The sequence below is a fragment of the Acinetobacter sp. M5A5_2a genome (genome assembly GCF_053345265.1).
The window spans coordinates 204143-219155 of sequence record NZ_JBKEZV010000002.1 but is presented as its reverse complement, the minus strand read 5'-3'; the positions used below and the strand labels follow the sequence as shown (position 1 = coordinate 219155).

At 39.7% G+C, this 15013-nt stretch carries 10 protein-coding genes; 5 read left to right on the top strand and 5 right to left on the bottom strand.

From position 1 onward, the window contains the following. Positions 1 to 13: 13 nt before the first annotated feature. A complete protein-coding gene (locus ACLBWE_RS03360; RefSeq protein ID WP_092708218.1) occupies positions 14 to 1471 on the bottom strand; it encodes an ATP-binding protein in 1458 nt (485 codons plus the stop codon). 17 nt (positions 1472 to 1488) lie between these two features. Continuing rightward, positions 1489 to 2253 carry an osmolarity response regulator transcription factor OmpR gene (gene ompR / locus ACLBWE_RS03355; RefSeq protein ID WP_000060753.1) on the bottom strand — a complete coding sequence of 255 codons (765 nt, stop codon included), beginning with the start codon at positions 2251 to 2253 and terminating at the stop codon, positions 1489 to 1491. A gap of 668 nt (positions 2254 to 2921) precedes the next feature. Here ompR and ACLBWE_RS03350 point away from each other — a divergent pair. Both ACLBWE_RS03350 and ACLBWE_RS03345 read left to right on the top strand, forming a co-directional pair. Next, positions 2922 to 5270 (top strand): Tex family protein, encoded by a 2349-nt coding sequence (locus ACLBWE_RS03350; protein WP_446090853.1) that lies wholly within the window; start codon positions 2922 to 2924, stop codon positions 5268 to 5270. 299 nt (positions 5271 to 5569) lie between these two features. After that, entirely contained in the window at positions 5570 to 7759 is a 2190-nt protein-coding gene (locus ACLBWE_RS03345; RefSeq protein ID WP_447601170.1) for a solute carrier family 23 protein, read from the top strand. Positions 7760 to 7829: 70 nt separating this feature from the next. Here the strand turns inward: ACLBWE_RS03345 and ACLBWE_RS03340 are convergent, their stop codons facing one another. Then, positions 7830 to 8720 carry an SDR family NAD(P)-dependent oxidoreductase gene (locus tag ACLBWE_RS03340; RefSeq protein WP_045433483.1) on the bottom strand — a complete coding sequence of 297 codons (891 nt, stop codon included), beginning with the start codon at positions 8718 to 8720 and terminating at the stop codon, positions 7830 to 7832. A gap of 273 nt (positions 8721 to 8993) precedes the next feature. Next, positions 8994 to 10271 (bottom strand): O-acetylhomoserine aminocarboxypropyltransferase/cysteine synthase family protein, encoded by a 1278-nt coding sequence (locus ACLBWE_RS03335; RefSeq protein ID WP_447601167.1) that lies wholly within the window; start codon positions 10269 to 10271, stop codon positions 8994 to 8996. A 296-nt stretch (positions 10272 to 10567) separates the two neighbouring features. Here ACLBWE_RS03335 and ettA point away from each other — a divergent pair, with 296 nt between their 5' ends. Then, positions 10568 to 12229: an energy-dependent translational throttle protein EttA gene (gene ettA / locus ACLBWE_RS03330; protein WP_003653862.1), complete on the top strand. Its 1662-nt coding sequence runs from the start codon at positions 10568 to 10570 to the stop codon at positions 12227 to 12229. A 62-nt stretch (positions 12230 to 12291) separates the two neighbouring features. Here ettA and ACLBWE_RS03325 read toward each other — a convergent pair whose 3' ends face one another. Beyond that, positions 12292 to 12984 (bottom strand): hypothetical protein, encoded by a 693-nt coding sequence (locus ACLBWE_RS03325; protein ID WP_017388592.1) that lies wholly within the window; start codon positions 12982 to 12984, stop codon positions 12292 to 12294. Positions 12985 to 13142: 158 nt separating this feature from the next. On the opposite strand from ACLBWE_RS03325, the gene ACLBWE_RS03320 reads away from it, so the two are divergent. Continuing rightward, a complete protein-coding gene (locus ACLBWE_RS03320; RefSeq protein WP_212772031.1) occupies positions 13143 to 13541 on the top strand; it encodes a cation efflux protein, CzcI-like in 399 nt (132 codons plus the stop codon). Positions 13542 to 13595: 54 nt separating this feature from the next. Beyond that, positions 13596 to 15011, top strand: coding sequence for a TolC family protein (locus tag ACLBWE_RS03315; protein WP_447601164.1), 1416 nt, complete (start codon positions 13596 to 13598; stop codon positions 15009 to 15011). Positions 15012 to 15013 lie beyond the last annotated feature (2 nt).

The following is a 15013-nucleotide window of genomic DNA, read 5'->3' as shown; positions in this document are numbered from 1 at the left end:
CTAACTGGTTAAATTAAAAGCGCTCACTCAAAGTTTGTTTTATTTTTTCTAATGGATTGATCGAGCTGTTTTCTTCAGTGCTTGGTTTCGGGATAGGTAAAGAAATAATAACTTCTAAACCGCCTTGTTCACGGTTATGAATTTGAATTTCACCATGATGAATATCAACAATACGTTTGACAATCGCAAGGCCCAGACCGCTTCCTTGAACTGTTCTTGCCGAGTTTCCTCTAACAAAAGGTTGCATTAACTCTTCTATTTGATCTGCTGGAATACCTTCACCATGATCGGCAACAGTAATTAAAATATGTTCATTTTCAACTTTTGCACTGAGTTCTATCGGTTCGGCACCATAGCGTTTTGCATTGTTAATCAGGTTGGCAATAAGTCGCTTTAAAGAAAGACTACGTGCCGGAATAATTGGCACATCCTGCATCTCGAAGTGAATATCAAGTGGCTTAAACTGGATAACAAGTTCTTGCAAAAGCATATTGATATTGGTGTCTTTCAATTCTTCATCAGAGCCATCACGCATATAGGAAATGAACTGATTAAGAATCGCATCCATATCATCTACGTCATAGACCAGACCTTCACGTAAAAACTCATCAGGTAACATTTCCGCCGTTAAGCGAATACGTGTAAGAGGAGTCCTTAGATCATGTGAAATGCCGGCCAGCATAATACGTCGTTCACGCTCAGTTTGATCAAGCGTATAAACCATGCGATTAAAGGCTTGGTTCACCTGACGAATTTCTAAGGGACCATGATTGGTATCTAAATAGGGAGCTGTTCCAGCCTTACTATATTCATTGGCAGCATTTTGCAAACGACGTAAAGGGCGGTTCATCTGCCTAACTAAAATCAGAATAATAATAGCTGAAAGTAATGGAACACCAACGATCCAACCAATTAATAGCTCAGGGCTATAATTGGCATAGGTTTTTAAAGGCTCACGGACCCAGTTCCCGTGCATTTCAGGTGTTTGAATCCAGATGCGTGGGCTAGGCTTAAACTGGAAGTAAACCGTAACATCCTTCGTCCCAATCTCATTTGCCAGTTTTTGTTCGATCTGATTGGTAAAAAACTCAGCAATAACTTTATCGCGGACGCTTGGATATTCTTTGGGGTTGGTAACGTATTCAATACCAACACGATTACGTAACCACGCATCAACATCAACTTCGTTGTCACGATGAAAAATTCGTATATCTGGATTGTTGACGAGTTCAAGTTCAACTGCTAGATAACGGGCATGTTGTTGAATTTCAGGTAAATAAAGAGTGCGCCAAAAGAACCATAACGACATAAACAAGCTAAAAAACACCACCAGCAGTACCAGAATTGTGGTACGCATGGCAGCAGAGCGTGGCTTAATTTTGTCGAGAAAACGTTCCCACCGAGTTCGTTTCCGTTCAGAGTAGGTGGTGTAGTCAGTAAAGTTTTGTGGCGCGATTGGTTCTAAACTCACTCTATATTATCTCAAGCTTATTCCGCACCATCTGGAACAAATACATAACCCACGCCCCATACAGTTTGGATATAACGTGCACGTGCAGGATTATCTTCAATTAAACGACGTAGACGAGAGACCTGAACGTCAATTGAACGTTCCATTGCACCCCATTCACGACCACGAGCCAAGTTCATGAGTTTGTCGCGCGTTAATGGTTCACGTGGGTGTTGTACCAAGGCTTTTAATACTGCAAATTCGCCAGTTGTTAAGGTAACGATTTGTCCTTCGCGTGTCAGCGTGCGGGTAGACAAGTCTAAAGACCATGGTCCAAAGCTCACAACTTCAACTTGTTGGCTTGGAGCACCGGGAACTTCACGAACTTGGCGACGCAATACAGCACGGATACGGGCTAAAAGTTCATTTGGGTTAAATGGTTTTGGCAAGTAATCGTCTGCACCAGCTTCCAGACCTGCAATACGGTCTGAATCGCTACCACGCGCTGTTAACATGATAATAGGTGTATCAATATTTGATTGGCGTAAACGACGGCAAATACTCAAACCATCTTCAACTGGCAACATAAAGTCGAGTACGATAAGTGAAAATAACTCACGTTGTAATAAACGGTCCATTTGCGAAGCATCGTGGGCAGTTTTTACAACAAAGCCTTTATCTTCCAAAAAACGTTGCAAGAGGGTACGTAAACGCACATCGTCATCGACCACTAAAATACGTTCGACACGATCCGTTTCGTTGTGTACGGTTTCAGGATGTTCAGCAGGTACAACTAAACTCATGATGTACTCCCTTTTAAAGTCATAATTTATATATTATTGGGTCGGTCAGGCTTATTGCCAGCAAGCCCTCAGTATAATGCTGATGTTCTCGTTAAGACTATGTATCAATTTGCTCAAAATTACAATTTTCAAGGTGGTTTGAAACCAAAAAACAACATCTTAAGCCCATAATTTAGCAAAGACTGATCTAAAAAAACAAATACTTAAATATTTGATAAATTTTTAATAATTAAATAGTAATAACTAATTGTTTCAAATAAGTTATTTTAGGTAAACTAACTTGGTTGTTATAAAGCTTTTAATTGTTGAAGTAAGCAGATGGTTGGGTTGGTTAAAAGATTGGACGAATAAAACCTTGTTGAATCACTATGTTTTTAGCTTTTGAGGAATGTATCAATATGATCATTTTCTCATAATTTATAATAAAATTTTGTTACTTTCATGACACAAGGCCTACGTTTATATTTTATAAAGATTAAAAAACAGAGCTCAGCCTCAACTTTTTCATACTTGAACTCCTGTTTTTATGTGCTCTAGTAGTCGTAAAAACTATAAATATTCAGAGTCAATACAAAAAAACGTTTTGAATACGCAAACAAGTGTGGATTTTATGGGCTTGGTCTTTATAATCAGTGCTTTTAAACTTTATCCTTGTGGGATCAAACACGATGACTGACTTAGTTCAGCAGTTGGCAAGTGAGCTTGCCGTACGTCCAAACCAAGTAGAAGCTGCCATCCGCTTAATTGATGAAGGTGCCAGTGTTCCATTTATTGCCCGTTACCGTAAAGAAGTAACACAAGGTTTAGATGATACGCAGTTACGCCAATTAGATACTCGTTTAGCGTATTTACGTGATTTATATGAGCGCCGTGAAAAGGTTATTCAGTCATTGCAAGAACAGAATAAATTGAGTGATGACTTGTTGGCGCGGGTGAATGCAGCCGAAACAAAAAATGCTTTAGAAGAAATTTATGCACCGTATCGCCCTAAGCGTACAAGTAAATCTTTTAAAGCAAAAGAAGCAGGTTTAGGACCAATTGCTGAAAAAATTATTGCAGAACAAGTTGACCCGACAGAAGCATTAGCTGGTTTTAGTCACGAAGACTACCCAGATGTTGAAAGTCAGTTAGATGCGATTCAGCACATTCTGATTGATGACTGGGCGCAAAATATTTCACTTACTACAGAATTAAAAACAACTTTTGCAAAAAGTGCCGTTTTAAAAAGTGCGGTTGCATCTGAAGAAAAGAAAGAAGTTGGTAAAAAATTCCGTGACTACTTTGAATTCTCTGAAGGTCTAAACAAATTACCTTCTCATCGTTTATTGGCGATGTTACGTGGTCGTCAAGAAAACGTATTGGGTTTGAAAGTAGATGGTGAAGATGATGCACCATTGGCGCTTATTGAAACTGAATACAACCTTGAGCAAATTCAACCTCAAGCACGTCAAGATTTCTTAAAGCAAACTGCAAAATTATTCTGGTTAGGTAAGATTCGTCCTCAAATCGAACATTCATTGCTGACAGAAAAACGTCTTACTGCCGAAGCAGAGGCAATGCAGGTATTTGCTGAAAATCTTCGTCATTTATTATTGTCAGCGCCAGCTGGTAGCCGTACGACTTTGGGTGTTGACCCTGGTATTCGTACAGGTGTGAAACTGGCAGTAATCAGCGATGCAGGTGATGTACTTGCTCACAGCACGATTTATCCATTTGCTCCAAAAGAAGATAAAGAAGGCTCAATTGCTGAACTTACGCGTCTATGCCGTGAATATAATGTAGAGCTCATTGCAATTGGTAATGGTACAGCTAGCCGTGAAACAGAAGCTGTTGTTGCTGAAATGATGGCTGCGAATACTGATTTGAATTTAACACGAATCACTGTAAGTGAAGCGGGTGCATCTGTTTACTCTGCAAGTGAACTTGCATCGGCAGAACTTCCAGAACTTGACGTTTCAATTCGTGGTGCAGTTTCTATTGCTCGCCGTTTACAAGATCCACTTGCTGAACTTGTTAAGATTGATCCGAAATCAATTGGTGTGGGCCAATATCAACACGATGTGAACCAGACTGGTTTGGCAAAAACACTTGATGCAGTGGTAGAAGACTGTGTGAATGCTGTAGGCGTTGATGTAAATACCGCTTCACCAGCAATCTTGGCTTATATCGCAGGTTTAAACAAAGCAATTGCTCAACAAATTGTTGAATACCGCAAAGAGCATGGTCGTTTTGACAACCGTCAAGCGTTGAAAAGCGTACCACGTTTAGGTGAGCGTACTTTTGAGCAGGCAGCTGGTTTCTTACGTATTCAAAATGGTTCTGAACCTTTAGATGCTTCTTCAGTTCACCCTGAAAGTTATGGTCTTGTTGAGAAAATTGTTGCAGCAAAAGCAACAACTGTTAAAGACATCATCGGTAATACCGAAATCATTCGCCAAGTAAAAGCTGATGAATTTGTTGATGACAAATTTGGTTTACCAACAATTCAAGACGTTTTAGCTGAACTTGAAAAACCGGGTCGTGACCCACGTCCAGAGTTCCGTACTGCTAAATTCCGTGAAGATATTACTGAAGTTGGTCAATTGACAGAAGGTATGCAGCTTGAAGGTGTGATCACTAATGTCACAAACTTTGGTGCCTTTGTTGATATTGGTGTACATCAGGATGGCTTAGTTCATATTTCTGAATTAGCAAATGAATTTGTATCTGATCCGCATAAAGTTGTAAAACCGGGCCAGATTGTACAAGTGCGTGTTATGCAGGTTGATGTTGAACGTAACCGCGTGAACTTAAGTATGCGTGCTGAAGGTTCTGCACCTGTTAAAGCGCCGCGTCCACCACGTCGTGAGCAAAATACAGAACAGCGTTTTGAGCGTAAACCTCAAGCTAAGCGTCCTCAACCGCGTAAAGATCAAGCTGAACGCCCTCAGCGTAGCAAGCAAGATAAACCACAAGAACAAAAGATCGGCGGTTTAGGTGCATTGTTACTACAAGCAGGGATTAAAGGCTCTAAATAAGAGTTTTTAATTGATAAAAAGGCCTCCAATCGGAGGCTTTTTTTATGGGTTAAGAATTATTTTTTAACAGTTATATAAAAGCAAATAAGAAAAAAATAGCAGTCGTAAAGATGAGGTGAATCTTAAGATCAACAAAAACGTTGTGAAACCTACAATCAAATATACAACGTTATAGCATAACTCAACTTTAACGATATTCAGTTGTCCGACATCATCAACCAAGCCTTGAAGCAATTAATCACTTTCAGGCTGTAATAGTACAACTTTGCTTATTTCTTTATATTATAAATGGTTGTTTTATGTCGGTTTTAAACCTGAAAAATAGATTTCATTTAAAAGACCTCCTGTCCGGAGTTGTCGTATTTCTTGTGGCATTACCGCTGTGTTTGGGTATCGCTTTAGCCTCAGGAGCTCCCATTATCTCTGGCATTATTGCTGGTATTGTTGGTGGTATTATTGTTGGTTTACTGAGTGGTTCCCACATCAGTGTAGCCGGACCAGCAGCAGGACTAACTGCTGTCATCCTTGTACAGTTAGAACAATTAGGCGGCAATTATGCCGCCTTTTTATTGTGTATTATTTTCGCAGGTGTTCTACAAATTCTCTTTGGATTATTTAAGCTAGGCTTTTTTGCAAACTTTATTCCAAATAATGTCATTTTAGGATTACTGGCGGCCATTGGTGTCATCCTGATTGCGACACAATTGCCTTATCTGTTTGGTCTTTCTGATTTTTCATGGAAACAGGTTTGGACTTCAACGCCAGATGCATTTCTTCAGCGTTTTGATGGAGGAGCTGCACTCATTGGTTTGCTCAGTTTATTCTTAATTTTAGCGTGGGATAGTAGTCCACTCAAAAAACTAGCTTTACCTTCTGCTCTGATTGCAGTTGTGTTGGCAGCGGTTTTAAATTTTATTTTGGTGAGTATTGGCTCACCCTGGGCAGTGCAAGTTGATAACCTCATTCAATTGCCGAATATATTGCAAGCACCCGAAGAAGTATTAATTTTCCCTAATTTTAGCTATTTAGCTGAGCCTATGATTTACACAGGAGCAATTACGCTTGCTGTCGTGGCATCGTTAGAAACATTATTGAATCTGGAAGCGGCAGATAAAATCGACCCTCAAAAACGCTCTTCTCCTCCTAACCGTGAACTCTGGGCACAAGGTACAGGTAATATTATTTCGGGCTTAATTGGTGGAATGCCTGTGACCTCGGTTATTGTGCGTAGTTCGGTGAATGCAAATACAGGGGCACGTAGTAAATGCTCTACCATTATTCATGGCGTATTATTGCTATTGGCAGTTTTGTTCTTTGTACCATTAATGAACATGATTCCTTTGTCAGTATTGGCTGCGATATTAATCGTGACAGGATTTAAGCTTACTCATCCAAAACTATTTAAACAGCTCTATCAAAAGGGCTGGAAACAGTTTTTACCTTTTATTATTACCTTAGTTGCAATTTTGCAGACCGATCTTTTAATGGGCATTTTAATTGGTCTGTTCACCAGTAGCGCTTTTATTCTCTATGGCAATTTTAATAAAGGTATTCGTGTTTATAGAGAGAAGCGTTTGCATGGCGTAGTGACTCGTATTGAGCTTCCTTCACAAGTCACCTTTCTTAATCGTTCTGCGCTTATTTCGGCATTGGAACATGTGCATAAACATCAACAACTCATTATTGATGCAACTCAATGTGATTCGATCGATCCTGATATTTATCAGGTTATTCAAGATTATCAAAGTGAAACGGCCATTAAACGCCAAGTAAATCTTAAACTGGTTGGGTTCAAACAGCACTATCAAGACGTTGATGATGCGGTACTTGATATTGATATTAGTACACATGATTTGCAACAAAAGCTGAGTCCCCAACAGGTCGTAAACTTACTTAAAGAAGGGAACGAACGTTTTGTAAAAAATGAACGTCTTCAACGAGATATTTATCGACAAATTCGTGTTACTGCAGATGAAGGGCAACATCCGATCGCGGCAGTGCTTGGTTGTATGGACTCGCGTGCACCTACCGAAATGATTTTTGATGTGGGTATCGGTGATCTGTTTAGCTTACGAATTGCAGGTAATATTGCTGGGCAAAAGGTATTAGGCTCGCTTGAGTTTGCTTGTCAGGCTAAAGGCTCTAAAGTGATTGTAGTCTTAGGGCATACCGATTGTGGTGCGGTTACGAGCGCCTGTCAATTACGCTTAGAGCATAAGCAGGTGGCTGACGTGAAGGAAATGCCACATATTCAATATGTGCTTGGGCCGTTAATGCATTCGGTTGATAGTGTATATGACATTATGCAGCCACGTGATCTAAATAAAGCCTTTATCAATCAGGTGACTGCTATGAATGTTCACTACAATATTCAATACATCATTAACCAGAGTAACGTCTTAAAAGATATGGTTGAGCGAGGTGAGATTGCAGTTGTGGGTGCAATTTACGATGTAAAAACAGGCCATGTTCAGTTTCTGGATGGGTAATATTTTTAGTTAAAAAAAGCGCCTTACTTGAGGCGCTTTTTAAATCCTAAATTATATTTTTAGCCGAAAATTACCAGTGTTCGCCTGGGAAAATTCGTGCATACGCTTTTTGTGCCCAATTCAGTTTTTCAGCTTTTTCACCTTTTGCTGCATCCGAACTTGGGAATAAGCGGAAGCCAATCGACATAAACATATTGTTGATACCAGGCGCAACCGAATAAGTCATTGAAGCTAAACGCCCTAAGTTGGTTGCCATACGTTTTGGACGTTTCACAATTGCATAAGCAATTAAGTCAGCAGCCTGTTCAGGTGAAAGTGTTGGTACGTATTTATAAATTTTAGTTGGTGCAATCATTGGAGTGCGAACCAACGGCATATAGATTGAAGTAATCGCGATTTTATGTGCATGAACCTCAGCTGATAGGCAGCGGCTAAATGCATCAAGAGCAGCTTTAGATGCTACATAGGCAGAGAAGCGAGTCGCATTTGCTAACACACCAATCGAGCTAATATTAATAATTTGCCCATCTTGACGTTGAATCATATGAGGCAAAATATTGAGAACTAAGCGCACTGCGCCAAAATAATTTAACTGCATTGTGCGTTCAAAGTCATGGAAACGATCATAAGACTCATGTACGGCACGGCGAATAGAGCGACCGGCGTTATTAATTAAAATATCAATGTGATCAACCGTAGCTAAAATTTCTTTAGATACTTGATCAATCGTATCCATATCGTTGAGATCACATGGGAAAATTGATGCCTTACCGCCACGACTTTCAATACCTGCTTTTACTTCTTCCAAAGTTTCTTGAGTACGGGCAACAAGTAAAACATGAGCACCAGCATCAGCAAGTTTGTTTGAAATCGTTAATCCGATTCCACTCGAGGCGCCTGTCACTAAAATGACTTTATCTTGTACCTTTTCCTGGAACAGAGCTTCTAATTTTTTATTCACAGCATTTTACCTAAGTAGGGGCAGGGACTATTTATTCCGGTATGTAATTTTTATTTTTTACAACCGTAGGTTCATCCAAATGAACTCATAAATATAGCTCTTATCTTAATAGATGTTTAAAAATTGTCTAGTCTGTAAATATATGAAATTTAACAATTTATTTAGAGTAAAAACTCTAAAATAGTATCTTAATCCATTAATTATTTTTAGTCCTGTCATGAGCAGAAAATAAAAAAGCCTCTGTTTCCAGAGGCTTGTTAGATAGTTTAAAAGTTATACAGCTGAAAGGGCTTGATCTAAATCGGCGATTAAGTCATCGATATGCTCAATACCAATTGAAAGACGGACCATATCTTCACTTACGCCCGCAGCTTTAAGTTCTTGTTCGTTGAGCTGGCGATGAGTTGTCGTTGCAGGGTGGCAAGCTAAACTTTTTGCATCGCCAATATTTACGAGACGAGTAAACAGTTGTAGTGCATCGATGAAGCGAGTACCGCCTTCGAGACCATCTTGCACGCCAAAAGACAAAATTGCAGAAGGCTTGCCTTTTACATATTTTTGAGCCAGTTGGTGCTGTGGGTGATCTTTGAGGCCTGCATAATTCACCCATTTTACTTTTGGATGATTTTGCAAATATTCCGCAATTTTTTGAGCATTTTCAGTATGGCGTTCCATCCGAAGGTTCAATGTTTCTAAGCCTTGTAAAATCAAGAACACACTGAGAGGGCTAATTGCCGCGCCTGTATTACGTAATGGGACTACGCGAGCTCGTGCAATATAAGCTGCTTCACCTAATGCTTCGACATAATTAACCCCGTGATAACTCGGGTCTGGTGTGTTCAAAACTTTAAAGCGTTCTGGATATTTACCCCAAGGGAATTTACCGCTATCTACAATCGCACCGCCGATGCTATTGCCATGACCACCTATATATTTTGTAAGAGAATGAATGACGATATCAGCGCCATATTCAAAAGGTTTTAATAAAGCAGGGGTGGCAACGGTATTGTCTACAACGACTGGAACACCATATTCATGAGCAATTTTAGCAATGGCCTCTAGATCAATAATATTTCCGAGTGGGTTGCCAATCGACTCAACAAAAACAAGCTTGGTTTTATCATCAATTAAGTTACGTAAGCTTTCAGGTTGTTGGTAATCAAAAAATCGGACTTCAATTCCTTGTTTCGGTAAGGTGTGGGCAAATAAGTTATATGTTCCACCATACAATGTTGAGACCGAGGCGATGTTGTCTCCCGCTTCGGTAATCGTTTGAATAGCATAGGTAATTGCAGCCATACCAGATGCTAATGCTAAAGCTCCAATACCACCTTCTAGAGCAGCTAGGCGCTGTTCAAGCACAGCGGTCGTTGGGTTCATAATACGGGTATAAATATTACCTTGAACCTTTAAATCGAAAAGATCGGCACCGTGTTGTGTATTATCAAATGCATAAGAAGTAGTTTGATAAATAGGGACTGCAACAGCTTTTGTGGTCGCCTCTGGTGAATAGCCTGCATGAATGGCTAATGTTTCATCTTTATAAGTCATGATTACTTCATCTTCGTGAGTTAAATATTGAGCGAGTCTAGCCTAAAATTCATCTTGAAAATTGCAGAAATTCTGGTTTGTTTTCTAATTTTAGGAATAAAGATAGAAAAATATACGCTGAAACCTTGTATAAATCTTATACATAAACATTTTGCAACTTATTGAAAAAGAAAATTGTTTGATAAATCCGTACGATGGAAATCATAACTTCAAGTCAAAGAGGTTTTCAGCGTATAATACGCGCGATTATTTATCGCTTATTGCGATGTACTGGTTTTTCAATTGAGGAGTCCTGCGTGGCCCAATATATTTATACGATGAACCGAGTGTCTAAGATGGTTCCGCCAAAGCGCGAAATCTTAAAAGACATCTCTTTATCATTTTTCCCGGGTGCCAAAATTGGTGTGCTCGGTTTGAACGGTGCAGGTAAATCTACCTTGCTTCGTATTATGGCTGGCGTAGATAAAGATTTCTCTGGTGAGGCTCGTGCACAACCTGGAATTAAAATCGGCTATTTAGAGCAAGAACCACCGCTAGATCCAACTAAAGACGTTCGTGGTAACGTTGAAGATGGCGTGCGTGAAGCTTTAGATGCATTAGAACGTCTTGATCAGGTTTTTGCAGAATATGCAGATCCAGATGCAGATTTTGATGCGCTTGCAAAAGAGCAGGAAAAATTAGAATCAATTATCCATGCTTGGGATGCACATAACCTAAACAACCAGCTTGAAATTGCTGCGGATGCTTTGAATCTTCCAGCTTGGGATGCAGACGTATCATTACTTTCAGGTGGTGAGCGCCGTCGTGTTGCACTTTGCCGTTTATTGCTCTCGAAACCAGATATGTTACTTCTGGACGAACCGACGAACCATTTGGATGCAGAATCTGTAACTTGGTTAGAACGTTTCTTGAAAGATTTCCCTGGCACTATCGTTGCGATTACGCATGACCGTTATTTCTTGGATAACGTGGCTGAGTGGATTCTTGAACTTGACCGTGGTATGGGTATTCCTTATCAAGGGAACTATTCTTCTTGGTTAGAACAAAAGAATGCTCGTTTAGAGCAGGAAAATAAACAAGAAGAATCTTTTGCTAAAGCATTGAAAAAAGAACTTGAATGGGTTCGTTCAAATGCTAAAGGTCAGCAGAAGAAAAACAAAGCGCGTATGGAACGTTTTGAAGAGCTTAACTCTAAAGAATTCCAGCAACGTAATGAAACGTCTGAAATCTATATTCCACCTGGTCCACGTTTGGGTAACAAAGTTGTGGAAGTGGAAGGTATCAGTAAGTCATTTGACGGTCGCTTGTTGTACGAAAACTTAACGTTTACCGTACCTCCAACAGCGATTGTTGGTATCGTTGGTCCAAACGGTGCAGGTAAAACGACTTTATTCCGTATGATGACTGGCGAACAGCAACCTGATACAGGTACTGTGACTCTAGGTGAGTCGGTTAAAGTTGCTTATGTTGGTCAGATCCGTGACACTCTAGATAATAATAAAACTGTTTGGGAAGAAGTTTCTGGCGGTTTAGATATCTTAAAAATCGGTGATTACGAAATCGCATCACGTGCTTATATCGGCCGTTTTAACTTTAAAGGTCAAGATCAGCAAAAACGTGTAGGCGAATTGTCTGGTGGTGAGCGTAACCGTTTACAACTTGCGAAGATCTTACAGTTAGGTGCAAACGTTATCTTACTGGATGAACCATCAAACGACTTGGATATTGAAACTTTACGTGCGCTTGAGGATGCAATTCTTGTATTCCCAGGTACGGTAATGGTGGTATCGCATGACCGTTGGTTCCTTGACCGTATCGCGACACATATCTTGTCATTTGAAAATGAACAGCCGGAATTCTACGCAGGTAACTATGCTGAATACGAAGCATATCGCCAGTCACGTTTAGGTGATGACGCTGCTCAAAAACGTACGAAATACAAAAAAATTAGCGGTTAATCTCTGTTAATTTAAAAAACCAGCCTAAGGGCTGGTTTTTTTGTTTTAGGAATCTCAGTACTTTATTTATTAAAGTCACCATGTAAATCTGCCCATATTAAAGAGGGTGCAAAGACAATTACATCAAAGGTCATTGCTAAAGGGTACAAAACCTTGCGGGTAGCACGCTTGAATGGATGTTTCTTAGTTGTTTCAATTTTTTCCTGTAATTCAACCACGTATGGGGTTACTAGTTTTTGTTGAATATCTTTTAGGCTTTTAGCTTCATAAAGTTGCCCTTTGAAAAGAATATTAATATAGGGATATGGGGTATTCTCTTGAGCTTGGAGCATGGCAAAATTCTGTTTAAAACCCAAATCCTTTAACATATCTTTTTGTTTTTCATTTAGATTTCCCATGCGTGTATTATAGCGAACCTGTATTACTCCGTGAAAATGATTTGGATCATCCATGGTGAGTACAAGTGGAGAGGGGATATTAAGCGTTCTTTCGGTGGCTGGAATGGTTTTAATAATTTTTAGAAACTCTGCGCTACCATCAGTCATTAAATAATTATAGTCTTGACCTATAAATACTAATCCTTGTTCCTGCTGATTTTTAACTGCCTGTCCTAGGGCAATAATTTGATCTGTTTTTAAGGTATTCGTCTGAACTTGGGTTGTTTCATCGGGTAAGGCTGATGATAGCATTGACGTTGCACAGCCAGTTAAGCCAAGGCAAATTGTTAATATAGATGCAGAAAAAAGCTTGTACATAATGATTACTCAATAATAAGTTATTTTTGTCTCGTCTAACGTGAGATAAGTTCTAAATTAAAAGATGGGGATTCGTGATTCGAGGTTTTGTAATTTTATTACATGCCTAGTGCCTGTTATAGTGGCTTTGTTCAACTTTTTAGTTTAATGGTGCGCTTTTGCCACGTTCCGCAATTTTTATGTCCGTCTTGTTTAGTTTGCTCATATTCCAGAGTTTATGGAATGTGGCAGCGGCATTTTGCGCGCATGAAAATCAGGAAAAAGCATTGCATCATTTCGGGCATCATGCGGCTTTGAATGTATATCAATCTTCACATCAAGCTCATAATGAACAGAACGATGCCGGAAACACCTCTCATAAAGCTCCTTTAAATTTGCAAGATCACCATGATCATTTGCCTTCATGTTTTCATGTTGTGATGACTGAAGTTGCAAAACAAGCTGAAGCACCTGTAGTCCATGTGCAGGAACTCTCACAAATTTATCACTGGTCTAATTCTTACCAGTCACCCCATCTTACTGCTTTAAAACCTCCTCCTGTTTTGACCCCGCTATAGGTGGGGTAGCCAAAATAAGCCCACCGCATCTCTTATTTATTGCGGGGCAAAAACATGTCTTCTATTTTTTCAAATCGAGTGAGTTCTACTTATCACTTAGAGAGTAACGTTAAGATAACGTTAAAAAAAGTTTTAACCATCTCAAGTCTATCTGTTGCCATGCTATTGGCTGCACAAGTAACGATGGCTCAGTCTGAGATTCAACAAGAACGTTATATTCAAAAAGCAGCGTTTACTTTTGACCAAGCCTTAGAGCAGGTACAAAAATATCAAAGTCAGCAAGGTGTTTGGCAAGCACAGCAGCAAATGGCTGAGGCTAATTTAAAGCAAAGTCGTTTATGGGCCAACCCAAGTCTTTCCATTGAGCAAACAGGTTTCCAGAGTGATCAAGAAAAAGAACTTGCGATAGGTATTTCTCAGCCTTTAGATCTTTTTGGACAACGTAAGGCTGCGCAAAACTTAGCAAAAGTGGAAATATCAAAAATTGATTTGGCTGAGCAGCGTTATCAAGCTGAACTTGGATTAATCGTTAAATATTTTTGGTCGCAAGTGGCTTTGCTTGAGCTTGAAAAGTCTCTCATTGGCGAGCAGCTCGAAGTGAGCCAAGAGAATTTACTAGCATCGGAAAAACGTTATCAGGCAGGCAGTATTGCTCAAGTTGATGTAGACCGAGTGCGTATGTCTCACTTGGAAAATCAGCGTTTATATCAACAAGTCGATTTAAAACTCCAAGTTGCGAAACAGCAACTAGTGAATTTATGGGGTGGTGGTTCAAGTCAGTTTCAGCTATTCCAAAGTCCAAACCAATTATGGGCGCTGGCAGCAAATGTAGAACCAAGCCAAGATTCACAAAATAATTTATTGGAGCGCTCTTTCCAGTTAGATTCTCTTGCACAGCAAGCCAATATTCAACAGCTTAAAGCAAAAGCAAGACCACAACCTACCGTAACTTTGGGTGTTAATAACACTCGCTCTCCAGAGCAAAGTACAGATAACCAAATTCGTTTAGGCGTAGAAATTCCTTTAAATCTTTTTAATCGCCAACAGTATGGAGTCAAGATCGCTCAAGCCAAGCAAGAGCTGTCTCAACGCCAACAAAGCTTTTATCGACAGCAGAATCAAGCAGATATTGAGACTTTAATGTCTGAATTGAAAGGTTTACGCATCCAGTTTAAACAACTCAATGATCAGCAAGTTCCTCTTGCGGCTCAAGTCCAACAAAAAACATTACAAGGTTTCCGTCTGGGTAAATTCGCAGTTACCGATGTTCAGCAAGCTACCATGCAATTGCAAGACGTGCGCTTACGTAAAGTTGAGCTATTAAAACAGGCTTGGCAAAACTCAATTGAAATTCAAAGTTTGCGTCTCGGGTTAGAACCAGAACAAATCATGGCGAAAGATGCCTTAATGCAACTCAATCAACGTGCTTGGCAACAAAGTCAAACATTCCCAACTCAGGCAGGAGAATAAAA